The sequence below is a fragment of the Mucilaginibacter robiniae genome (genome assembly GCF_012849215.1).
Classification (GTDB): Bacteria; Bacteroidota; Bacteroidia; order Sphingobacteriales; family Sphingobacteriaceae; genus Mucilaginibacter; species Mucilaginibacter robiniae.
Map to the genome: position 1 here is coordinate 1,628,533 of NZ_CP051682.1, position 23,950 is coordinate 1,652,482.

The 23,950-nt window shown below is 41.0% G+C and carries 17 protein-coding genes; 5 read left to right on the plus strand and 12 right to left on the minus strand.

Going from position 1 to position 23,950, the window contains the following annotated elements; genetic code table 11:
* Positions 1–25 precede the first annotated feature (25 nt).
* The 7 genes from HH214_RS07260 to HH214_RS07290 all read right to left on the minus strand — a co-directional run bounded on the left by HH214_RS07260 (position 26) and on the right by HH214_RS07290 (position 7,662).
* Positions 26–2,137 carry a peptidylprolyl isomerase gene (locus HH214_RS07260; protein WP_169606689.1) on the minus strand — a complete coding sequence of 704 codons (2,112 nt, stop codon included), beginning with the start codon at positions 2,135–2,137 and terminating at the stop codon, positions 26–28.
* A gap of 110 nt (positions 2,138–2,247) precedes the next feature.
* Complete coding sequence (lptC, locus tag HH214_RS07265) at positions 2,248–2,850, minus strand: LPS export ABC transporter periplasmic protein LptC (RefSeq protein WP_169606690.1); 603 nt, start codon at positions 2,848–2,850, stop codon at positions 2,248–2,250.
* On the minus strand, positions 2,843–4,162 hold the full coding sequence (locus HH214_RS07270) for a hypothetical protein (RefSeq protein WP_169606691.1): 1,320 nt from the start codon (positions 4,160–4,162) through the stop codon (positions 2,843–2,845). The genes lptC and HH214_RS07270 overlap by 8 nt, the downstream gene beginning before the upstream one ends.
* Positions 4,155–4,898 (minus strand): type III pantothenate kinase, encoded by a 744-nt coding sequence (locus HH214_RS07275; protein WP_169606692.1) that lies wholly within the window; start codon positions 4,896–4,898, stop codon positions 4,155–4,157. The genes HH214_RS07270 and HH214_RS07275 overlap by 8 nt, the downstream gene beginning before the upstream one ends.
* Positions 4,898–5,590 (minus strand): phosphoribosylformylglycinamidine synthase subunit PurQ, encoded by a 693-nt coding sequence (purQ, locus tag HH214_RS07280; RefSeq protein ID WP_169606693.1) that lies wholly within the window; start codon positions 5,588–5,590, stop codon positions 4,898–4,900. Before purQ ends, HH214_RS07275 begins: the two co-directional genes overlap by 1 nt.
* Before the next feature lie 45 nt (positions 5,591–5,635).
* Positions 5,636–6,622 (minus strand): DUF6427 family protein, encoded by a 987-nt coding sequence (locus HH214_RS07285; protein WP_169606694.1) that lies wholly within the window; start codon positions 6,620–6,622, stop codon positions 5,636–5,638.
* Positions 6,623–6,660: 38 nt separating this feature from the next.
* Positions 6,661–7,662: a glycosyltransferase family protein gene (locus tag HH214_RS07290; protein ID WP_169606695.1), complete on the minus strand. Its 1,002-nt coding sequence runs from the start codon at positions 7,660–7,662 to the stop codon at positions 6,661–6,663.
* A 325-nt stretch (positions 7,663–7,987) separates the two neighbouring features.
* Here HH214_RS07290 and HH214_RS07295 point away from each other — a divergent pair, with 325 nt between their 5' ends.
* Positions 7,988–9,763, plus strand: a complete 1,776-nt coding sequence (locus HH214_RS07295) for an ABC transporter ATP-binding protein (protein ID WP_169606696.1) — start codon at positions 7,988–7,990, stop codon at positions 9,761–9,763.
* 112 nt (positions 9,764–9,875) lie between these two features.
* Here HH214_RS07295 and HH214_RS07300 read toward each other — a convergent pair whose 3' ends face one another.
* On the minus strand, positions 9,876–11,174 hold the full coding sequence (locus tag HH214_RS07300) for a pseudouridine synthase (protein WP_169606697.1): 1,299 nt from the start codon (positions 11,172–11,174) through the stop codon (positions 9,876–9,878).
* A 320-nt stretch (positions 11,175–11,494) separates the two neighbouring features.
* Here HH214_RS07300 and HH214_RS07305 point away from each other — a divergent pair, with 320 nt between their 5' ends.
* The 4 genes from HH214_RS07305 (at position 11,495) to HH214_RS07320 (ending at position 18,132) form a co-directional block, all read left to right on the plus strand.
* Complete coding sequence (locus tag HH214_RS07305) at positions 11,495–12,178, plus strand: lytic transglycosylase domain-containing protein (protein ID WP_169606698.1); 684 nt, start codon at positions 11,495–11,497, stop codon at positions 12,176–12,178.
* A 138-nt stretch (positions 12,179–12,316) separates the two neighbouring features.
* On the plus strand, positions 12,317–15,160 hold the full coding sequence (gene uvrA / locus HH214_RS07310) for an excinuclease ABC subunit UvrA (protein ID WP_169606699.1): 2,844 nt from the start codon (positions 12,317–12,319) through the stop codon (positions 15,158–15,160).
* A 268-nt stretch (positions 15,161–15,428) separates the two neighbouring features.
* A complete protein-coding gene (locus HH214_RS07315; protein WP_169606700.1) occupies positions 15,429–16,466 on the plus strand; it encodes a DUF4097 family beta strand repeat-containing protein in 1,038 nt (345 codons plus the stop codon).
* 139 nt (positions 16,467–16,605) lie between these two features.
* Complete coding sequence (locus HH214_RS07320) at positions 16,606–18,132, plus strand: IS1182 family transposase (RefSeq protein WP_169606335.1); 1,527 nt, start codon at positions 16,606–16,608, stop codon at positions 18,130–18,132.
* Positions 18,133–18,302: 170 nt separating this feature from the next.
* Here the strand turns inward: HH214_RS07320 and HH214_RS07325 are convergent, their stop codons facing one another.
* The 4 genes from HH214_RS07325 to HH214_RS07340 all read right to left on the minus strand — a co-directional run bounded on the left by HH214_RS07325 (position 18,303) and on the right by HH214_RS07340 (position 23,908).
* On the minus strand, positions 18,303–18,908 hold the full coding sequence (locus HH214_RS07325) for a lipoprotein signal peptidase (RefSeq protein ID WP_169606701.1): 606 nt from the start codon (positions 18,906–18,908) through the stop codon (positions 18,303–18,305).
* A 2-nt stretch (positions 18,909–18,910) separates the two neighbouring features.
* Positions 18,911–19,297 (minus strand): TraR/DksA family transcriptional regulator, encoded by a 387-nt coding sequence (locus HH214_RS07330; protein WP_169606702.1) that lies wholly within the window; start codon positions 19,295–19,297, stop codon positions 18,911–18,913.
* Positions 19,297–22,689, minus strand: a complete 3,393-nt coding sequence (gene ileS, locus HH214_RS07335) for an isoleucine--tRNA ligase (RefSeq protein WP_169606703.1) — start codon at positions 22,687–22,689, stop codon at positions 19,297–19,299. The genes HH214_RS07330 and ileS overlap by 1 nt, the downstream gene beginning before the upstream one ends.
* Positions 22,690–22,879: 190 nt before the next feature.
* Complete coding sequence (locus HH214_RS07340; protein ID WP_169606704.1) at positions 22,880–23,908, minus strand: S41 family peptidase; 1,029 nt, start codon at positions 23,906–23,908, stop codon at positions 22,880–22,882.
* Positions 23,909–23,950: the final 42 nt, after the last annotated feature.

Genomic DNA, 23,950 nt, shown 5'->3' on the forward strand with positions numbered 1-23,950 from the left:
GGATGTAAAATTACTTGAAATTTGCTTATAAGAATTTGGCGCGGAAATCTTTTACATTCGCCTTATCTTTCAAGGCATCAAATATTTGATTATCGGCGCGTTGCAGCATTGTTTGGCTAATTTGCTCTCTTTCACGTACTGTATTAGTTAATGGTGCCGGATTCAAGAAGCTATCTACTGAATACACGTACACACCACTTTGCCCTTCAACAGGTTTAGACAATTTTTTAAGCGGTGCACCGAATACGGAGCCAATCACTTTATACTCGATAGATAACCCAGGTATAACAGGGTTAGCAAACACGATATTTTCGACCGGAACAGCTTTAGTACCTGCTTTTTGTGCTACCTGCTCAACGCTTGATGCGCCATTAGATGCAGACTGCAGCTTTTCAGTTAATTGTTTTGCTTTTACTTCATTGATAACCTGTGGTTTGATTTGCTCTTTCACAGCATCTAATGATAAAACACCTTTAGGTTTAACTTGAGTAAGCTGAGCTACTACGTACTGATCGCCCGATGTATATACTTGATCTACCAGATCACCTTTGTCTGATTTGTAAGCCCATTTTACCAGTTCACGTGCATTTTCCAGACCAGGCATGCTAGAAGCCACTCCAGTAAAATCGGCAGCTTTGCGTATTTGCATACCTGATTGTTTGGCCTGCTGGGCAAAGTTGTCTTTATTAACTGAACCTAAAAAAGATTGAGCTTTACTGTAAGCTGCACTTTGAGTTTTACCACTAGCATCAACTGGTTTATCAACAACAGCTACTTTTACTACTTTAGATGAACCTTTTTGACTTTCAATTTCAATCAGGTGAACGCCGTATTGTGAACTTACAATTTTAAAGTCGCCAGCTTTACCATTGAACACGGCATCTTCAAATACCGGGATCATGGCACCACGACCAAAAGTACCCAGCTCACCACCTTTTTCTGCTGATTGTTTGTCTTCAGAAAAGGTTTTAGCCAAATCAGCGAATGACTTACCGCCTTGTATTGCTTTTTTCAAAGAATCAGCTTTAGCCATGGCTTTATCAATACCACCACTGGTAGCAGGGTTAAGCAAGATATGACGTGCTTTTACAGAATCTGGTCCAACACGTGAATCAACCAGCTTAGCTATTTTATAGCTATTGCCAGATACGTAAGGGCCATATACAAAACCATTAGCTGCATTAAACATAATAGAATCCAGCTTAGGCTCTAATTGGCCTTTGCGCTGGTACACCAAAGGTGCTTTGGTTTCTGCATTTACCTGCACAAACAACGAATCATTAGTACTGCTTTTTAAACCATCTACCAATTTATCCATTTGCGCCTTAATAGCTGCTGAGTCAGCTTTAGATGGGGCGGCATTGAAAACTACATAATCTATACTACGTAGTTCCTGGTTGCTTTTAAACAAACCTTTATGCTCATCATAATAATTTTGGTAATCGTCATCAGTAACGTTTACTTTATTATCAGCTATAGATGAGTATGGCAATATGGCATAAGTAAACTTAGCTAATTTGTTTTTAGCTTCGTAATCATCTTTAGCATCCAACGAGTTTACATATAAACCGTTATGCACCATGGCAAAATACTTTTCAGCTTTTTTGCCTTCAATAACAGAGGCTACCAGCTTATCCCATTGCTCAATCATCGGATCGCCTGCTTTAGCAGTTTGAACACGACTTAAAACCTGATCCAGGCTGGCACGGTTAAGTTGGCCTGTTTTAGGATCGGTAAAATATTGGGCAATTTGCTGACTTGGGTTTTTACCGCTAATCATGGCTTTGGTTTCATCTGTACCTACCACAATGCCTACTTTTTCAATTTCTTTTTTCAGAATTACCCGGCTTACTTCCTGATTCCAGGTTTGCTCTTGTGCAAAATCGGTTAGCTGCGGCGTTGAGGCTGACTGGCCGTACTGCTGCTGCATCATTTCCACATTTTGCTTTAACTTGTCTGAGAAATCGGCGTATGAAATTTTCTCACCGGCAACTTCACCTAATTCGTCACGGTCGCCGCTCAGGAAACCCCGGCTGTAGGTAATTACCTCACCTGCCACAAAAGCAAAAAGCGCAAACCCAATAAGCACAACCAGAATTATGCCCATTCGCTCACGCAAAAAACCCATGATACCCATATAATCAATAAAATAAATTACTAATACTTTATACTTATTTTTAAAAGAGGGCGCAAGATACAATTTTTCGTAAACTTCTGTAAAACAAAAATTTCTGCGAAAAAAACAATTTATGGTTGAGTGACGTTTTGGTTCACTGGCAGTTTACCAGTAGTATTTGGCATACTCCAAGGGCTAAACTGCTCGTTAGTTTCCAAACCAGAAGCATTAAAGTAGCCGCCGTTAGATAAAGTAATATGCACTGGCTTACTTGAAGTAACCTTGCGTGTAGCCTCATTCCAGATCAATTCATCCGATTTAAAAGTTTCCCCCTTGTTGTTGGTAGCTACTACATTTTTACGCAGCTCAATGATTTTGTTATCATTACGGGTAACAGCGTATTCAGAAGTAATGGTACTGGTTGTGTGTAAATCTTTATCATAAAACACCACCTTTACACCTTTTGGCATTTCGCGGTAAGGCTGAGCAGTAGCATAATTTAGCAATAAAGGTGTTTGCATATGGGCTTTTACCCTTGCCGAGTCACTATAAATCACATCAACGCCGGTAGTGCGGTCAACCGGTGTGTTTACATCTTTTGCTGATATTTGCTGCACCTTCTTCAAGTCATTTTCGCAGGCACTAAGCATCAGCATAAACAAAACAAAACCTAAGCCGACGAAAAAATGAAAACGCCGGCGCATTATACCTTGCAGGTTAAACTGCTTAATCAAACTGATAACGGCGGAACCACAAGTCATTCAGCGTGAAGCTTAGGTGTAAGTTAATATAGTTTTCTTTAATTAAGCTATTTTGCAGGGTACCACGCTGTGCTAACTCGGCCGTGAAATTAATTTTATAAAAGGCGGTATTATTACGAGGTAATGGAAAACCCATACCAAAGGTAAGCGCATACTGTTTAATATCGGTGCTATTAACATTGATGTAAGTTTTGTCATAACGTACACCCAAGCGGTAATCAACCAAAGCAAAGTAGTTGTGCAATGCCAAAGCATTAGGCGTGAATGACCCGCCCAGAGCATAGCTCTGGCTTTTTTGTAAACCTTGGTTTACGCCGCCAATAGTTAATGTATTCCAGTTACCAATGCTATAATCCGCACCAATCAAAAATTTGTTATCTTTTTGGTAAGATAAACCAAAATGGTTCATTAGTGGCAGTTTGATTTTACCATTGTTTAGCACCTGGTTACTGATAGTATCGGCAGCAATGTTTTCATTACCAGCTGAGGATACAGTGTATTGGCTAACAATGCTGGTAATTTTAGAATTTAACTGGGTACTGGCCGAACCTGAATAACCAAATATCAAGTGAGAAGCTTCAGCTACATCAAAGTTTAACTGAACACCATAGTCGTAATTCAAACCTCCTACCGCGTTGCTACGCTCGATACGGGAGTTTAAAGTACCGTATAAATCAGGAATTTCGGTAGAACGGTATTGGCGCATATTACCGAAGATGTAAGAAACATTACCACCCAGCAAAATGTGTTTCCCTATACCGAAACCGTAACCGGCATAAGCTTTTGATAAACTACCATCACCACTGTAAATGTAATTAACTGTGTTGGTATCAGCCGAAGAACTGGTACCGAAGTTACTAATGCTTTGTTTGTAATTATACCCTAATTCGGTATAAGGCAGCAAACCAAAGCTTAACGCAGATTTTTTAGTTACAGGTACAGCAAACGCCACGTGGCTTAAACGTGTATTATTGTTGGTTTGCGTACTTGATCCAGATTGTTTTAAAAGCAGAATACTGCTTGATATGCCAATATCAATAGTGGTTAAATTGATGGCACCGTATGAGGCTGGGTTCAGCGGGTTAATAGTGTTATACTGACCAATTCTATTGGTAGCAGTACCAATACCACCCATAGCCTTGTTTTGCGGCAACACAGGATCAATAAAAGAACCAATACCGAACTGCGAATAGGGCGAACTGGTAGTTGCTGTTGATTGTGCCCATGCACCCAAAGTAATTACCGTAAACAAAAAAGTAAGCCCCGATCTGATATATTTAATCATTATGCTTTGTTATAGCTGCGTTTAATCCTTTTAAAACCAGGTATGGTTCTGTTTTAATATAGCCGGCAAAGATGCTATTTTTCAGCAGAGTATGCAAAAAAACACCATCACCACCAGTAAGTATCACATTTGCGCTTTCATTAGCTTTTAAATAGTTATGGATAAAGCCTTCCACCTCGTACAATATTCCATTTTGTACGCCAGAGTGTATTGCATTTACCGTATCATCGCCATAAGTATTGTTAAAACCTTCATCTATCTTAACCAAAGGTAAAGCGGCAGTATAATGGCTTAAAGCTTGGTAACGCATATTTAGGCCTGGTGATATACTACCTCCGTAGTAGTTACCTTGCCGGTCAACACTATCATAGGTAATACAGGTACCGGCATCAATAATCAGGTTATCCATATCCGGATATAAATGCCTTGCACCTGTTACAGCAGCCAACCTGTCAACCCCTAAAGTATTTGGTGTACGATAATGATTTTGAATACCATAAGCCATACTGCGGCTAAACGGAACTATACCCACATGTTGTTCAAGCTGTTGTTGCCAAGCTTCCACACCTTTTCTTACTGATGAAACAATAGCTTTACTAATAGAGTAATTGCTGAATATGGCAGTCAGAACAGTTGTATCTATCGTTGGGTAAGTCTCTGTCCAAACCAGTTCATTCTGGTTAAAAACAGCTACCTTAACTAACGTATTGCCTTCATCAATTACTAGTTGCATCATTAGGCATTAGCCATATTTAATATGGACTCGAAGATAGCCAAGCCATCTTCATTAGCCAACAAAGCATCGGCAGCACGTTCAGGATGCGGCATCAAAGCAAAAACATTACGCTTAACGTTGCAAACACCGGCAATATTCTCTACTGAACCATTTGGGTTAGCTTCATTAGTGATATTACCAGCTTCATCAGTATAACGGAATAGCACCTGCTCATTATCATTTAGCGCTTTCAGCGTATCCTCATCGGCATAGTAGTTACCTTCGCCATGAGCGATAGGTATTTTCAACACCTTCTGCTCGTCAATTTGGGATGTTAGCAATGAATTATTGGTTTGCGCTCTCAGGTAAGTATTGCGGCAAATGAACTTACGTTGTTTGTTATGCAACAATGCACCCGGTACCAAACCTGCTTCAGCCAGAATCTGGAATCCGTTACAAATACCCATTACATAACCGCCCTTGGCTGCAAATTGAATCACTTCCTGCATAATAGGTGAAAAACGGGCAATAGCGCCTGAACGTAAATAATCACCAAAAGAGAAACCACCGGGTAAGATAACTACATCAGCTCCTTGCAAATCATGGTCTTTATGCCAAAGGCGTACTACCTGCTGGCCCATAACTTTTTCGAGCACATAAATAATATCTTCATCACAATTAGAGCCGGGGAATATAACTACGCCAAATTTCATGCTACAAAACTAATACAACGCCTTGAACCAGAACGAATGTAAAAGTTAAAAAGTGTTAAACTGGAAGTAAATAATACCTATTAACAACAAAAAAAACAATGTTTCATAAAACCAGCGTTTACTGGCGTACAGAAAATAGTAGGCAAAAAATACAGCTACAGGTACTATACAGATTAAAAAATGACTCAGACCAAAAGCTGGTCGCACGTAAAAGGAGAAAGCCGCAATAATAAAAAAGAAGAATAAAAGCTGGAAAGTTTTACGTATCAGTACATAGCTTTTGAAAAAGTTTTCCTGCAATTTGAACAAACCTAAAATCACAATAATGATAACAGGAATAAGCAACAAGAAGTCATACTTATCTAGCAAGGCAATACCAGTAAAAGGAGTACCCAGCGGTGTCCATATCTGATAAAAATGATTCAAACGATCATTCAAATAGTAAAACACAGCAATAAAAAAGAATACGGTAGCGTAACCGATCAGGCTGGCAGCCCAATCACGCCAATCAAACGGACGAAAAATAATGAGTGCTATCCATACACATACCATCAGGTACACAAAAGGCAGATAGATAAGCGTACCGGCTGCTGCAATCATGCCTACATCATAAGCAGTAGTTTTGGCATCTTCTGCCTTATAAAAGTCCAGAAGTTTAAACAACAGCCAAATGATAAAGAAATTACAGATGAGCGGTGGGCTTAATACTAAAAAGTGCTGAAACAAGCCCGAAAGCACAATGTACATTAAAGCTGGTAGAAAACTTGGACGACCTAATAGATTGTAATAGTTAATCAGATAATTAAGCAGCAAGGCTTGCCCTAACACTACTATACCAGCCAGTAAAACGCTAAAACCTGGCGACACTGTATCAGCATAACTAACCGGCAGCATGGATTTTACAAAAGGTTCGGCTAAAGCTAATTGCACTTTTTCGGGCGCATATAAAACATAACCAGCCCGCATTATAAACAGCAGCACTGCTAACCAGAAAATGTTAAGCGGATTAAAGGTCCGGAAAATATTAATCATGCCTGCTGCATTTTAAGCGGCAATATTACGCAAAATGTTTAAGCTAAAACAGTGTGAGGTCGGGCATACTGCTTTACCATCCGATCAACTATCTGAGCTGTTTCATCCGGAAAATCAACCTTTATCCGTTTATCATCTGCAATCCATTGGTTGATAATCGGCAAGGTGGTGCTATTAATGGCTGGGATAACTGGCACACCCATATGTGAGGCCGCTAAAGCATTACATTGCTGTTCATATTGCCCCGTCATGGGTACCATCAGTACTTTCTTTTGCAGATACAATGCTTCAGCAGGGCCCTCAAAACCTCCACCTGTTAACAAGCCTTCACAACTCGCCATGCTTTGATTAAATTTAGCATTATCAATCGGATATATTTGAATATTACCTGTTTGGTAGAAAGTTTTTTGCCGCTTAGAAAATATATGCCATTGCACCTGTGTTTTGCTCAAGCATTTTACCAATGTCTTTTCATCATAAGCTGGCAGATATACGGTATAATGCCCTTTGTTAACCGGCTCTAGCTGCCGTATTTCACTACGAATAACAGGGGTATGTATAAAATCGGCATAGCGTTCAAAATGAAAGCCGATGTGGTGGGTAGTAGGCGAATAATATTTAAACAACCACTCAGCATAGTTCCAGCGTGCAGGCCGTGGTGTTTGGGGCGAAACAAAAGAACATTGATGACTTAGCGAAACTGAAGGTATTTTTTGCAAGCGGCAGGCCCAGGCACTTACCGGCTCAAAATCATTCACAATTAAATCATAATGGCTCAAGGGCAGGTTATGCATATCGCGCCAAAGCTGCCACAAATTCATGCGTTTGAAAGTAGCCCACTTATCTACACCGCCTTTTTTGCCAAACACAAAACTAAACCCATGAAATTTATAAGCGAGTGGCTGTGATAAGGATACTTCGGCTTCGGTCCCACTTATTAATAAGTCCACTTCACCATATTGCTGTAGCAGGGGTACAATTTCGCGAGCACGGCTAATATGCCCGTTACCCGTTCCCTGTATAGCAAATAGTATTTTCATGAATTTTGCAGATGGTGACGTGCAAATATAAACGGCTTTAGGGTTAAAGCGTTTGTCTGGTTATTAGTTTCATATAAAATTATTATTATCTAACATATTTAACTGTACTCTGGTGGATAGCTATTTATGTTTCATAAGCATTTCGCACAACTGACAAAAAGTACTTTATTGCAGCAATTGGTTCTGAATTGTAAAATTTAATTCAGAATTTTACGTTTTCGTAAAGAAGTAGCTAATAATTGAATTTTTCGTAAAAATTCAAGAGCTTGCAAGTATTTTTCATATTACTGCGTTATATTTATTCAACTGATCATTTGCACCCATATTGAAGTTATTATTATCATACCTTAAAAAACACCGATGGACTGTGCTGCTGGCCTTGCTCATGACAGCATTAAACCAATGCTTTGCCCTAATTGATCCGTTTATTACCGGTCGTATTGTTGACAATTATATCATTAAGCGCGCGCAGTTTGAACGTGATGATTATGTAAGGGGCATATTGTGGCAAATTACGCTGGCTGCTATAGCTGCTCTTTTTTCGCGCATAGCTAATAATGTGCAAGACTATTACACTATTACCATTGCACAGAAAACCAGCGCCGAAGTATATGCAGATGGTATGAAACATGCCTTGGCTATGCCTTACTATGCACACCAGGAACAACGTAGCGGCGAAAAGCTGGGTATGTTACAGCGCATCAGGAGTGATATAGAAAACTTGGTAAAAGCAACTATCAACGTTAGCTTCATGACTTTGTTCGGCATCATCTTCATTGCCATTTACTCATTAAGTATAAGTTATAAAGTAACGCTGGTGTTTTTTATAGCTGTACCGATTATTACCTGGCTCAGCTGGACACTTTCTCGAAAAATCAGGGTTATTCACCGGGCTATTGTTTTGAAAACCTCGGTGTTGGCTGGCCGTACTACCGAATCATTACGCAATATTGAACTGGTAAAAAGCTATGGCTTGGCCGATGAAGAAATAAACCGGCTGAACAATACTACTTTCAAAATATTAACACTGGAAGTTGCCAAAACCAAGCTGTTGCGTATGCTCAGTTTTGTACAAGGCACTACCGTAAATATTGTACGCAGTAGCATGGTAGTAGTATTACTGATCCTGATTTTTGATAAAGAAATTTCTGCCGGTCAGTATTTTAGCTTCTTATTGTATGCTTATTTGCTGTTTGGCCCACTGCAAGAGTTCGGACATATGGCGCTTACCTGGCGCGAAGCACAAATTTCTATCGCCAACTTTAAGCGCATTATGAATATGCCTTTGGAAACTGTACCTGACGAACCAGCCGACGCGGCCTTGATTAACCAGATATCGTTTGATAACGTAGCTTTCAAATACGCTTCTACCAAGCGCTATGCTTTAAAGGATATTTCTTTTTATGCCGATAAAGGAGAAACAGTAGCCTTTGTTGGTCCATCAGGTTCAGGTAAATCCACTTTAATTAAATTATTAATTGGCTTGTACCAGCCGGCTGATGGTCAGATTTTATATAATGGTATACCCAGCGACAGCTACCATCTGGATATGCTGCGCAGGCGTATTGGCTTTGTAACCCAAGATACCCAGTTGTTTTCGGGCACCATAAAGGATAATCTAACATTTGTAAAACCCGATGCTACCGATGAGGAATGCATAGCTGCATTAAACAAAGCAGCTTGCCAAAACTTGCTGGCTCGTGCAGACAACGGCATTCATACCCTCATTGGCGAAAGCGGCGTTAAAATATCTGGTGGTGAAAAACAGCGACTTTCTATAGCCCGGGCCTTATTGCGCCATCCTGATATCTTGTTGTTTGATGAAGCCACTTCAGCATTAGATTCGATTACTGAAGAAGAAATCACCAAAACAGTACAGCACATATCGGCTTTAAAAAACCGCATTACTTTAATTATTGCACACCGTTTGAGTACTATTATGTATGCCGACCGCATCTACGTATTAGAAAATGGCAGTGTAGCCGAAGTAGGCAATCATCAGCAATTGCTGGAACTAAAAGGTTTATACTACGCCATGTGGCGCCAACAAGTTGGCGAACGCAAGTTACAGGAAGAACTGGATGCCTTTACAGATAGTTAATAGTTACCAAAACACAGGGTTGTTAATTTACCATATACTGGTAACGTAATACAAAACTTTAAACTGCCTGATACAAGAAAGGCCCTGATTAAGCAATCAGGGCCTTTTTAATTTACTGAATTAAATGCTTCAGTTGTATAATTTCTTTTTCGTCCAGATAGCGCCAACGGCCTCGAGGTAAATCCTTTTTAGTAAGATTGGCATATACAGCACGATCAAGTTTTACGACTTCGTAACCTAAGTGTTCGAATATACGGCGCACAATACGGTTTTTGCCGCTATGTATTTGTATACCAATTTCGCGCTTGGTACCGCCTTGAACATAGGTAACCATATCCGGCTTAATCAAACCATCTTCCAGTTCCAAACCAAAAGATATTTTGTTCAAATCGCCCTGAGTTAAGTTTTTGTTTAACTCTATTTGATAAATTTTAGTAATGTTGTTGCGTGGATGAGAAAGCTTATCAGCCAGCTCTCCATCATTGGTCATCAACAATAAGCCGGTAGTATTGCGGTCTAAACGGCCTACCGGGTAAATGCGTTCGCGGCTAGCCTTTTCAACCAGGTGCATTACCGTACGGCGTTCCTGAGGATCGTCGGTAGTAGTAATATAGTCTTTAGGCTTGTTCAGCAATACATAAACCATCTTTTCACGCTTCAATGTTTCGCCATTGTAGCGAATTACATCTTTAGCCGGATCAACTTTATGACCTAGTTCTGATACAACTTCCCCGTTTACACTTACTACACCTGCAATAATCAGTTCATCAGCTTTACGACGCGAGCATATACCAGCATTTGAGATATAACGATTTAAACGAATCAGATGCTTATCATCTGCCTCAGCCGGCTTTTTGCGACCACGCATTATTTTAGCTGGGCGCTCTTCAGTAAATTCTTCCGATTTAAAGCTTTCTGAAGCACGTTGTGGCTTACTGCGTTCACGATAAGGTTTATTTCCAAAGCCGCCTTCACGATTCTGCCTGTCAGGTTTACTAAACCGTTTATCACGACTCTCCTCATTTCCTTCCGGTCTGGATTTAAAAGAGCTACTTTTAGTACCTTTAAAGCTACGTTCTGTACCGCTACTTCTAAATTTGCCTTCTCCACCCCTATTATCGTTACCTCCACGAGAGGAAAAAGATTTACGATCACCGAATGACCCTTTTGATTTATCTTCAGCATTAGAGCCACCAGATGTTGTTCGGCGGGAAGAAGAAAACGGTTTTTTATCACCTTCTTCAGCAAAGCGTTTACGCGGCGCATTACTATCTGATTTTTTAAATGAAGATGATGAATTTCGGGTGCGTGAAGAAGATGCAGAGGATGGATTATTACCGCTGCCGGCACGCCTGCCGGATGTATTTCTGGACTTGTCGTCGCGACTGTTCCCTGGTTTTTTAAATACCATATGTGTTTATTAAAGCCTTAAAAGCAAGACAGCAAAGGTAGAGAATTTGCATGGTAATTTAAATTTTTTCCACAAGCAAAAACAGTCTTTATCACCCCTAAAATGCTTGTTTTTAAAACTTTCCAACACACGCCAAACACTAAGCCAATCTAAGTATTTGATTATCTGCAATGTTTTTATACCTTTGCCACACTCCTAAACCTATTTGTTTAACTAAAAGAATCTGGATGATTAAAAAACACTTAATTACGTGCTCCGTAATGTTAGTGCTGTTTGTCACTTCGAAGCTTAGCATTTGCAGTGTTCCCTGCAAAAAGCCTTTGAAAAACAGTAGTGCAATTACCGACTATATATCGGGCAAAAAGGAAGAGAAAACACAAGAAGAGAAAACCACACTAAAGTTTGCCAACGAAGAACTACCGGCGCAAAATGTGAAAGTCAAGCATCGTTTAAAGCGTTCAGCTTGGCGGCGTAATCTCCACCATCTCACTTCAACTGCAATACAGCAAAGAGCCAATCGTTGGCTTCATGTTATTGAGCCTATATTAAGGCGTTATGGCATTCCTGAAGATTTCAAGTACATTCCTTTATTAGAATCGGGCTTTGATCTTCATTGTAAATCCCACAGAGGTGCAGTTGGTCCTTGGCAGTTTATGCCCGGCACAGCCCGCGAATATGGCTTAAGAGTAAATAGGTCAAAAGACGAGCGGATGAATATTCGAAAATCAACTGTTGCCGCTTGCAAGTACCTGAAAGAACTGTATGCACAATTTGATAGCTGGACTTTAGCTGCCGCTGCTTTTAATGGTGGTTCACCACGCATAAAACACGCCATTAACCACAGAAACAAAGGTAATTATGCTGCTATGCACCTTAATTACGAAACAGGTACTTATGTGTATAAATTGGCTGCTATTAAAAACGTGTTAGATAAGCCCGAGCCAATTAACACCGAACCTGTTATTGCTTTATTAAAGCCCGACGAGATCCTGACACTCAACTAATAAAATTAGCATTTATAGGGTTACTTACATTGTACAAGCGACCCTGTTTACGTATATTTGCGGCTCTTTTTGAGATAATTACGGCAGCGCGAAACTTCGCTGCCAAATACAAGTTTATTACTTGTGACGAACAAATATATGAGCAAAAAAACAGTTGATCTGGGCGAACAAAGCGAAGTGGAAGTGTACGGTGCCCGGGTACATAATTTAAAAAATATTGATGTTTCTTTTCCGCGTAACCAGCTTGTAGTGGTTACCGGCTTAAGTGGTAGCGGCAAATCATCTTTGGCTTTTGATACAATTTATGCCGAAGGTCAGCGCCGGTATATGGAAACTTTTTCGGCCTATTCGCGCCAGTTTATGGGCGGTATGGAACGGCCGGATGTAGATAAAGTATCAGGCCTGAGTCCGGTAATAGCTATTGAGCAAAAAACGACCAGCAAAAACCCACGTTCAACTGTAGGTACTATTACTGAAATTTACGATTTTATGCGCCTGCTGTATGCCCGTGCAGGCGAGGCGTATTCGTATGTAACAGGCCACAAAATGGAGCGCATGAGTGAAGATCAGATTCTGCGCACCATTATGGACAAGTTTGACGAGCAACCGGTTAATATACTTGCCCCAGTGGTAAAAGGTCGTAAAGGTCACTATCGCGAGCTATTTGAGCAGATACGTAAACAGGGCTACCTTAAAGTGTATGTAGATGGCGCTATCATGGATGTGGAGCCAAAAATGCAGGTTGACCGCTACAAAATACACGATATTGATATTGTGGTTGATCGTTTGGTAATTAGCGAAAAGGACAGCAAAAGATTATACACTTCGGTACAATCGGCCTTAAAAATTGCCAAAGGCATTATTCGTATTGCTGATCGCGATAATAATGTTTCCTATTTCAGTAAATACTTGATGGATCCGGTATCCGGTATCTCATATGATGAACCACAGCCTAATACCTTTTCTTTTAACTCGCCTTATGGTGCCTGTGAAAAGTGCGATGGTTTAGGTTATATTTTCGTGGTGGATGAAGCTTCTGTAATCCCTGATCCGAAACTAAGCATCATCAACGGAGGCTTAGCTCCAATTGGTGAGTATCGAGAAACGTGGATATTTCATGTGCTTAAAGCGCTGGCCAAAAAGTATGATTTCTCATTATCGGTACCTATTGAAAAAATACCACGCGAAAAATTGGATATTATCCTGAATGGTTCGCACGAAATTATAACGGTTGCGGTAGAGTACAATAAATGGAACGTACAGAACTACCAGGTAACGTTTGATGGCCTAATACGTATGCTGGAAGAACAACAGGAGCGTAAAGGTGAAGAAGTATCAGACGACTTGGAAGCTTATCGCGTACTGAAAACCTGTCCGGTATGTAGTGGCGCCCGCCTGAAAAAAGAGTCATTACACTTTAAAGTGGATGAAAAGAACATTTTTGAGTTGGCCTGCATGGATATTAAAACCTTGCAAACCTGGTTCATTAATCTGGAAGACCGCTTAAACGAGCGCCAAAATATCATTGCCCGCGAAATATTGAAGGAAATACGCGCGCGTATTGGCTTTTTGCTGGATGTAGGCTTGAGTTATTTGACTTTAGACCGCACAGCCCGCACATTATCAGGCGGTGAAGCGCAGCGTATCCGCTTAGCTACACAAATTGGCTCACAGTTAATGAATGTAATGTACATTCTGGATGAGCCTAGTATTGGCTTGCATCAGCGCGACAATGACCGTTTGATTAAAGCCTTGAAAAATTTGCGCGACTTAGGCAACACGGTTCTGGTAGTTGAGCACGATAAAGATATGATACTGGAAGCCGACTACGTGATTGACATGGGCCCGGCTGCTGGTGTACATGGCGGAGCAGTAGTAGCTGAAGGTACTCCGCAGCAATTGATGTCGGCACATACTTTAACCACTTCTTACTTAAACGGCGAGCGTGAAATTGCAATACCTAAAAAGCGCCGTGAGGGTAATGGTAAGTTTTTAACGCTGAAAAAAGCAACCGGCCATAACCTGAAAAAAGTAACGGTACAATTTCCATTAGGCAAATTCATTGGGGTTACCGGTGTATCAGGCAGTGGCAAATCCAGCCTGATTACTGAAACCTTATACCCTATCCTGAACCACCATTTCTTCAGAGCTAAAAAACAACCTTTAACTTATGAAAAGATTGAAGGCTTGGAGAATTTAGATAAAGTAATCGAGATTGATCAAACCCCTATTGGTCGCACGCCACGTTCTAATCCAGCTACATATACTGGGGTTTTCTCAGATATTCGTGCTTTGTACGTGCAATTACCTGAATCTAAAATTCGGGGATATAAACCTGGTCGCTTCTCCTTCAACGTAAAGGGCGGAAGGTGTGAAACCTGCCAAGGAGCCGGCCTAAAGGTAATTGAAATGAACTTTTTACCCGACGTTCAGGTACCTTGCGAAGAATGTGGCGGCAAGCGTTACAATCGTGAAACACTAGAGGTACGTTATAGAGGAAAATCTATTAGTGATGTGCTGGATATGAGTATTGAAGATGCTACTGCATTTTTTGAGCATATTCCTTCTATTTACCGTAAGGTAAAAACGTTGAACGATGTAGGTTTAGGTTATATTACTCTAGGTCAATCTTCATTAACCCTTTCAGGTGGCGAAGCTCAGCGCGTAAAATTAGCTACTGAGCTATCTAAAAAAGATACCGGCAACACTTTTTATATTTTGGACGAACCTACTACCGGCTTACACTTTGAGGACATCAACGTATTACTGGGCGTTTTACAACAGCTGGTTGATAAAGGCAATACCGTATTGGTAATTGAACATAACTTAGATGTAATTAAGGTAGTGGATCATGTAATTGATTTAGGTCCTGAAGGTGGATCAGGTGGAGGCCAGATTTTATACAAAGGCAGCCCTGAAGGTTTATGTAAAGTAAAGGAAAGCTTTACGGGTCAGTTCTTGGCAAAAGAAATGCATAGTTAGCATACTACTAAAACTCTAATCTTATATATTTAGTAAAAGGGCTTGTTCCTATTTGACAACATTAGCATCAAATAGAAACAAGCCCTTTTTATAGACAGTTATGTGGCTGGTAAATTGTTTCAAAACCGAACAACACTGTACTACTTGTGAACGTCTAATAAAATCACATTCAATATAATATACTTATCCTCAACAAGTTAATCAAAAGGCACTGTTTTTATATGATTGGTAAATAAGTTCTTACATCGTAAAACTAAAATCAGCAAATATGAAAAAGTTTATCCTTATTGCTTTCATGGCTTGTAACAGCCTAGCGACACTTGCTCAAAATCATTGGAGTGAAGTACCTTATTTAACACAATCTTTATCAGACAAGGCTATCAAAGAAGTTTTAGTGAGTACGGAAGGCGGTAGCATACAGGTTAGCGGCGTTGAGCCCTCACAAGCCCGGATAGAAGTGTATGTTGTTCCCAATAATAACCAGGACTTAACCCAAGAGGAACTAAAACAACGTATGGAAGAATACTATACGTTAAGAATTACGGATAACAATCACGAACTACATGCAAAAGCTGAAAGAAAGCATGACAATACAGATTGGCGCAAGTCGGTAAGTATTGGCTTTAAAATATATGTACCGCAAATGGTAGCTACCAACCTAACTACCGCTGGTGGCAGCATACACCTTACTAATCTTACCGGCGAGCAGAACTTTGTAACCAGCGGTGGCAGCTTACACGTCAACCAAGTAATTGGAAAAATAAAGGGCAGCACCAGTGGTGGAAGTATTCATGTTACCAACTCACAACAGTACATTGAACTAACTACTAGTGGTGGAAGCATTACAGCCAGCAATTGTACAGGTACTATAAAACTAGCTACTAGCGGAGGCTCACTTAAGCTCAACCAACTAAAAGGTGATATTGATGCATCAACCAGTGGTGGTAGCGTAAACGGAGATGATATATCAGGAAAATTATTAGCTAGCACTTCTGGCGGTAGCATTGATTTAACCGCATTAGCCTGCAACCTGGAAGGAGCCACTAGCTCCGGCAGCATTCATGTACAAATGCGTGAAATGGGTAAATATATAAAACTGAACACCAGTGCTGGCCATATTGATGTACAGTTACCACAGCAAAAAGGCTTGGATTTGAATTTGAAAGGTAGCCGGGTAAATGCTGCGATTAATGGCAGTTTTGATGGCAGGCAGGAGAAAGACCGTATTGAAGGAAAGCTTAATGGTGGCGGCGCTTTAATAGAAGCTTACGCCTCAAACGGCAGCGTGAATGTAAAATTTGATTAAAGATTTCTTCTACGCTTATCAAACCAAAATTTATTAGTTTACAATGATAGATAGCTAGTCTTTCTATATTAAATAACAAGAGGCTGTCTCAAAAGGGCAGCCTCTTATTGTTTTAGGATATTTTTGGTATCTTAAAGGCATGGGAGGCAAGATAGTCTTTAAGGAATATGATCCAGACCAGTTAACGTTTTTACCGTACAAACTGGAGGAACTGGTACCGACAGGTCATCCGGTCCGTATCGTTAAACAGGTCGTGGACGCGGTAGATGTCAAACCGATCAACCGGAAGTACAAAGGCGGCGGGGCGTCAAGTTTCCATCCCCGGCTGATGCTGAAGCTGCTGGTTTACGGCTATCTGACCAATACTTATTCCTCACGCAAACTGGAAGAACAGGCCGCGCAGAACGTACACTTCATGTGGCTTTTAGGGATGAAAAAGCCCGACCACAACACCATCAACCGTTTTCGCAGCGAGAAGTTGTCAGGCGTCTTAAAGCAGATCTTCTCACAAATCGTGTTGCTGCTCGAGCAGGAAGGTATCGTATCCTTGAAAGAAGCCGTTTTTACTGATGGTACCAAGATCGAATCAGCGGCGAACAAGTACACCTTCGTATGGGGCAAAAACATCAAGGCGAATAAAGATAAGATGAAAGCCCAGCTTGATGAACTGTGGGGTTATGCGCAAAGCATTGCCGCCGAAGAACTAAAAGATACAGCGCCCTTGGAATATAGTGAGATCAACCCGGAGAAAGTAAAGGAAACCATCTCAAAGATCAATGCAGCCTTAGATGATAAAGAAGACGTAGACAAAAAAGTAAAGCAAAAGCTGAACTACGCAAAGAAGCACTGGCCGGAGAGCCTGGCACGGTATGACGAGCAGGAAAAGTTATTAGCCGGCCGTAACAGCATGTCAAAGACCGACCCGGATGCCACCTTCATGCGGATGAAGGAAGACCATATGCTGAACGGACAACTTAAGCCGGCCTATAACCTGCAGATATCCACCCAGGAGCAATTCATCCTTAATTATACCCTGCATCAAACCTCAACCGATTACCAAACCTTGTCTTCCCATATTGAACAATACCAAGCCTTATATAAAGACCTGCCCAAAGCCATTGTTGCCGACGCCGGCTACGGATCGGATGAGAACTACGGTGTGTTAGCGCGAAAAGGCATTGAGGCTTACATCAAATACAATACGTTCGATAAGGAACAAAAGGACGGTATCAAAGCGTTCAGTAACGACAGCCTGCATTATAACGAAGCGGAGAATTACCTTGTTTGTCCGATAGGTCAATGGATGGCGCATATCGGTAACGGTCAGCGAGTCACTTCATCTGGTTTTGTACAACTGATCAGCCGTTACCGTGCCCAGAACTGTGAAGGTTGCCCGATGCGTGGTGTTTGCCATACTACACAGGGTAACCGGGTCGTTGAGATCAACCACAGCCTAAGACAACATAAACAGGCAGCCAAAGAACGGTTGAATACAGAACAGGGTATCAACCTCAGGAAACGAAGGCCGGCCGATGTGGAACCGGTATTCGCCCAATTAAAGCATAACCATGGCTTCAGACGATTCCTGCTGAAAGGGATGTCCAAGGCCGAGGTCGAAATCGGCTTATTATCCATCGCACATAACCTAAGAAAATGGAAAACCTGAAAACAAGCTTTTTATAGACTTTTAGAACCTGTTAGAATCAATCCCCGGTTCTTAAACGGCTGCTGACATCTTTCACTCAACCTTCCAACCAAAAATCATAACTAAATAAAAAACCGCCTCATATTTGACTTATGAGACGGCCTCTTGTGTTTTAATATCTAAGCGTTTAGTTATTCCTCTACTATTTCACTATGCGGACTGCTCACTTCCAATTCCTGCTTCTTGAAATAGCGGTTCTGATAAATCAAAATCATGATTACACCGATAGATATAGCAGAATCGGCCAGGTTAAATATCGGTCTGAAAAAGATAAACTCCTCGCCTTTCCAAACCGGGAACCACATTGGGAAATGGCCTTGAATGATAGGGAAGTAAAACATATCTACTACCCGGCCTTCAAACAAGCCTTTATTCTGGTATATTAAACCGTAAAAAGCAGAATCAATAATATTTCCCAATGCTCCGGCAAATATCAGTGCAACGTTCATAATCAACCCACGATGATATTTATACCGAATAAGGTGAACCAGCGCGTAGCCAATACCAATTACCGCACCTATCCTGAACAAGGATAAAGCCAGTTTACCAGCTACCCCGCCCAATTCCCAGCCAAAAGCCATACCGTTGTTTTCAGTGTACAACAGCATCCCCCTATTGCCCAGAAAATGAATTTCCTGCCCTTGGTACATATGTGTGCGTACCCAGGTTTTAATAATCTGGTCGGCCAGTATAATCAGCGCGGCTATCAAGAAAGGCTTAACGTACGATGGTTTCATGCTTACTGCTTCAGTTTAGCTTCCATACTCATGGTAGTATGAGGTACGGCACGCAGACGCTCTTTCTGTATCAGCTTACCAGTTACACGGCATACACCATAAGTTTTGTTTTCTATACGTACTAAAGCAGCTTCAAGTTGCTCAATAAACTTTTTCTGACGGGCAGCTAACTGATTAATTTGTTCTTTTTCCAGCGTAGCTGAGCCATCTTCCAGCGTTTTATAAGTACCTGCAGTATCATCAGTACCATTCAGGTTAGGATTGCTTAATGAGGAAGCCAATGAATTTAATTCTTCACGTGCTACACGTATTTTATCCAGAATAATTTCTTTAAATTCTTGCAACTCTGCATCAGAATATCTGGTTTTTTCGTTTGGAGTAGTGCTCATTATATTTTTCTTATTAAGATGATTATTTCAGTTTCATCAATTACCGTTTTCTCACCTTCCATTAAAGTGGCATCCAACTGAATGTCAGCAGCTAAAATTTCGGCGCAAATATAGGATAAATTGTTTTTTACAGCCTCACTGATTAGTGGGTGGTCTGTTAGGCGTACATTTATCTTGTCAGTAACTTCAAAATTACTCGCTTTACGCAGGTTCTGAATGCGGTTGATTAACTCGCGCGATATGCCTTCCTGTTTAAGTTCGTCGGTAACGGTAACATCTAAAGCGACAGTTAGTTTGCCTAAGTTAGCGACTTGCCATCCCGGAACATCCTCAGCCATAATTTCCACCTCAGTAGAAAGTACAGTGTGTCCGGTTGTCGGAAGTACTATACTACCCTCAATCTCCAGTTTGGCAATCTCATCCTGACTAAGTTCGGTTATGGCAGCAGCAACAGCTTTCATGTCTTTACCTACTTTTTGGCCCAGTGCCTTAAAATTAGGTTTGATTTTACGTTTTATAAAGCCAGCCGTATCGGTAATGTACTCTATACCCTTAATGTTGGTTTCTGATAAAATCAGTTCTTTTACCTGTTCTACCTGTTGTTCAAAATCCTTATCCAGTATTGGCAGCAATATTTTGCTCAATGGCTGGCGCACGTTAATGCCTACCTTTTTACGCAATGATAGAGATAAGGATGATATATCCTGTGCCAGTTGCATACGCGCTTCCAAGGCTTTATCTACCAACTCGGTATGATAAACCGGGAAATCAGCCAAGTGCACCGATTCGCAGTTTTCCTTACCTGTGGTGGTATTCAAATCATTGTACAAACGTTCGGCAAAGAATGGCGCAATAGGCGACATTAACTTAGCTATAGTAATTAAGCAGGTATATAGTGTTTGGTAAGCCGAAGTTTTATCTGCCGAGTTATCTGATTTCCAGAAACGGCGACGGCTCAGGCGCACGTACCAGTTGCTCAGGTGCTCATCCACAAAATCCTGAATAGCACGAGCCGCTTTAGTCGGCTCGAAATCGGCAAAATGACCATCTACCTCTTGAGTTAAGGTATTCAATAATGATAATACCCAACGGTCAATTTCAGGGCGCTGACTTAGTTCAATATCCGGCTCGTTATAGTTAAACCGATCGATATTAGCATACAAGGCAAAGAAAGAATAGGTATTGTATAACGTACCGAAAAATTTGCGACGCACTTCATCCAAGCCTTCAATGTTAAATTTCAGATTATCCCAAGGTGAAGCATTACTAATCATGTACCAGCGGGTAGCATCAGCACTATATTGTTCAATGGTAGCAAATGGATCAACAGCATTGCCTAAACGTTTCGACATTTTATTGCCGTTTTTATCCAATACCAAACCGTTTGAGATTACGTTTTTGAACGCGACACCTGGATTACCGTTCTTTTCATTTACCTGCTTGATTTGTTCGCTGGTTTCACTCAGCATTACCGCAATAGCATGCAGGGTAAAGAACCAGCCACGAGTTTGATCTACGCCTTCGGCAATGAAATCAGCCGGATAGGCATCTGCAAATTGCTCCTGGTTTTCGAATGGGAAATGCCATTGTGCATAAGGCATAGCGCCTGAATCAAACCAAACGTCAATCAAATCTGGTTCACGAAGCATCTTTTTGCCATTAGCTGATACCAGCACCACGTTATCTACATAAGGGCGGTGCAAATCGGCAATATCGAAATCAGCCGGCAAGAAGCCTGCTGCTATAGATTTTTGTATTTCGGCTTTTAGTTCAGCAATTGAACCAATACATTTTTCTTCTGTACCATCTTCCTCACGCCAGATCGGCAACGGTGTACCCCAATAACGTGAACGCGACAAGTTCCAATCCACCAAATTTTCCAGCCAGTTACCAAAGCGACCTGTACCCGTTGATTCAGGTTTCCAGTTGATGGTTTTATTTAGGGCTACTAGCTTTTCTTTTACTGCTGTAGTGCGGATAAACCAGCTATCCAGCGGATAGTATAATACCGGTTTATCTGTACGCCAGCAATGTGGGTAACTGTGTTCATATTTTTGAACGTTAAACGCTTTGTTCTCTTCTTTCAGCTTAATGGAGATGAGTACATCTGTAGGTTTGAAATCAGGCTGTGCGCGTTCTTCATCAGTATAATATTCCTCTTTTACATACTTACCCGCAAAGTCGGTTACTTCGGCCACAAACTTACCTTGCTTATCTACCAGCGGTACTTCTTTACCAGCTTCATCCAGCACCATTACCGCAGGTACGCCATTTTCACGAGCTACCCGGAAGTCGTCTGCACCGAAAACTGAAGCCGTATGCACGATACCAGTACCATCATCTGTGGTTACAAAATCGCCGGCAATTACGCGGAAGGCATTTTGGCGCAAATCATCATTCATTACGTAAGGCATCAACTGATGGTAGCGCAAACCAACCAAATCAGCCCCTTTAAATTCAGCTTTAATTTGCCAAGGGATGATTTTATCACCGCCTTTATACTCTTCAAACGATGCGTTCTGCCCTTCAGCTTTAAAATAGCGGCTAACCAAATCTTTAGCCAGCACAACACTTACCGGCAGGTAAGTGTACGGATTAAAGGTTTTTACTTTTACATAAACCACATCATCCCCTACCGCTAACGCACAGTTAGAAGGTAAGGTCCAAGGCGTAGTAGTCCAGGCCAGCATGCAAGTATCTTCACCAGCTTCTTCAAACAATACGGGTATCAACGGGTGCTGCTGTTCGGCTTTCAAGTGAAACTGCCCTACAATAGAAGTATCTTTCACCATACGGTAAGTACCCGGCTGGTTCAACTCATGCGAGCTCAGGCCAGTACCTGCTTTAGGCGAATAAGGCTGTACGGTGTAACCTTTGTACAATAGATCTTTACTGTACAGTTCTTTCAGTATCCACCACAGCGTTTCAATATATTCGTTTTCGTAAGTAACGTAAGGATTTTCTAGGTCAACCCAATAGCCCATTTTTTCGGTCAGGTCATTCCAGATGTCGGTATAACGCATTACTTCTTTACGGCAGGCTGCATTGTAATCCTCAATCGATATTTTTTTACCGATATCGTCTTTGGTAATACCTAATGATTTTTCAACAGCCAGCTCAATAGGCAAGCCGTGCGTATCCCAGCCACCTTTACGTTTTACCTGAAAACCTTTTAGAGTTTTGTAACGACAGAAAATATCTTTAATAGAACGGGCCATTACATGGTGAATGCCCGGCATACCATTGGCCGATGGCGGACCTTCATAAAAAGTATAAGGATTGCTGGCCGGACGGCTGCTAATGCTTTTTTCAAAGATGTTGTTCTGCTTCCAAAACTCCAATACATCTTTGCCTGTTTGCGATAAATTTAACTGCTTATATTCCTTGTACATCAATCTGTTCCAAAAAAATTTGAGGCACAAAAATACGGATTTTTAAGGTAATAATTTAGCCGGATTAGGTAAAACTTAAGTTAAACTAACATGACATTCTATAGCTATAAACATTTAGTTTGAGGTTATAAGAAACCAGTATCAGCTAACTACATTCGTAACTACTACTGGTTAGACCATGCTCGGTTTATCATTGATGATGCAACCAAGCTAAAGCTGCTATAACTTTGGCGTCTTTATTCAAATTATTAAAATCATCTCCAGCTATAATAAATTGATTAGGCAATACATAGTCAAGATACACTTTACCATTTCGGTCGGCTTCAACGCCAGTTGCCATAAAAACATTTAAATCCCAAACCCGGAACGACTGATTAGCTGTGGTATATCCACCTGTTTTTTCGCCAACAAACCAGGTATTTTTCCGACCCATGAAACTTATGACTGTTGCTTCAGCGGAGCTGGCTGTATTTGGACCTATCAGTACCACCACCTTAAGCTTGGTAGCTGCAGTACCCAATTTATTTAGGCGGCAAACGGTATCTGTTCCAGTATAGATAGCTTTGCCTTTTATACCCCAAACTTCCTGCTTGTGCGAAACAGGATCAACAAATGAGCCTAGCTTTCCATTTCCTAACAGGTTACCAACGCCTAAAATCATGGGGTACATGTCACCGCCTGGGTTAGTACGTAAATCAATTACCAAGCCTTTCAATTTCTCAGGATGTAGAGTAGTTAGTGAATCTTGAATTTGTTGGGCCAATCGGTCATCTTCTCCGTATTGTGTAGGATTATTGGTCGGGATAAGTAAATAGCCATAGCCCTCTTCAAGCATACGTGCTTCAACAGCGGGCTTTTGCTTCATTTTAGCTAGTAGGCTTTTGTATTTTACAGTATCTACAACGGCCTTTTTAGGCCGCCATTTATAAATTTTCCGGTTATAACTAACAAATCCGTGGTAATCGCCTAATAGTTCATAAATCAGGCTTACAGAAGGCATTACCTGCTGCACTGATTGGACATGAGCACTGTGCTTATTTATCGAATCTGTAAGTGCAGTCCAGTTAACATGGTTTCTGTAAATTGATTTAGCACGAGCATAGTTGATGATGGTGTCTATAACTTTACGTGCACTATCGGCACCCGATAAAGGTTTTTGAGCAAACAGTATCAACGGAAAACTGGCAACTGCTATCAGAACACTAAGTTTCTTTTTCATGATTAATTTATAAAGTTGATATTGGATATGAATACTAATTTA

Bases quoted from the DNA above. Each gene is read 5' to 3' on its own strand.
- HH214_RS07260 (WP_169606689.1), bottom strand. From the start codon at position 2,137: ATGGGTATCATGGGTTTTTTGCGTGAGCGAATGGGCATAATTCTGGTT.
- HH214_RS07270 (WP_169606691.1), bottom strand. From the start codon at position 4,162: ATGATTAAATATATCAGATCGGGGCTTACTTTTTTGTTTACGGTAATT.
- HH214_RS07275 (WP_169606692.1), bottom strand. From the start codon at position 4,898: ATGATGCAACTAGTAATTGATGAAGGCAATACGTTAGTTAAGGTAGCT.
- purQ (WP_169606693.1), bottom strand. From the start codon at position 5,590: ATGAAATTTGGCGTAGTTATATTCCCCGGCTCTAATTGTGATGAAGAT.
- HH214_RS07285 (WP_169606694.1), bottom strand. From the start codon at position 6,622: ATGATTAATATTTTCCGGACCTTTAATCCGCTTAACATTTTCTGGTTA.
- HH214_RS07290 (WP_169606695.1), bottom strand. From the start codon at position 7,662: ATGAAAATACTATTTGCTATACAGGGAACGGGTAACGGGCATATTAGC.
- HH214_RS07300 (WP_169606697.1), bottom strand. From the start codon at position 11,174: ATGGTATTTAAAAAACCAGGGAACAGTCGCGACGACAAGTCCAGAAAT.
- uvrA (WP_169606699.1), top strand. From the start codon at position 12,317: ATGAGCAAAAAAACAGTTGATCTGGGCGAACAAAGCGAAGTGGAAGTG.
- HH214_RS07315 (WP_169606700.1), top strand. From the start codon at position 15,429: ATGAAAAAGTTTATCCTTATTGCTTTCATGGCTTGTAACAGCCTAGCG.
- HH214_RS07320 (WP_169606335.1), top strand. From the start codon at position 16,606: ATGGGAGGCAAGATAGTCTTTAAGGAATATGATCCAGACCAGTTAACG.
- HH214_RS07325 (WP_169606701.1), bottom strand. From the start codon at position 18,908: ATGAAACCATCGTACGTTAAGCCTTTCTTGATAGCCGCGCTGATTATA.
- HH214_RS07330 (WP_169606702.1), bottom strand. From the start codon at position 19,297: ATGAGCACTACTCCAAACGAAAAAACCAGATATTCTGATGCAGAGTTG.
- ileS (WP_169606703.1), bottom strand. From the start codon at position 22,689: ATGTACAAGGAATATAAGCAGTTAAATTTATCGCAAACAGGCAAAGAT.
- HH214_RS07340 (WP_169606704.1), bottom strand. From the start codon at position 23,908: ATGAAAAAGAAACTTAGTGTTCTGATAGCAGTTGCCAGTTTTCCGTTG.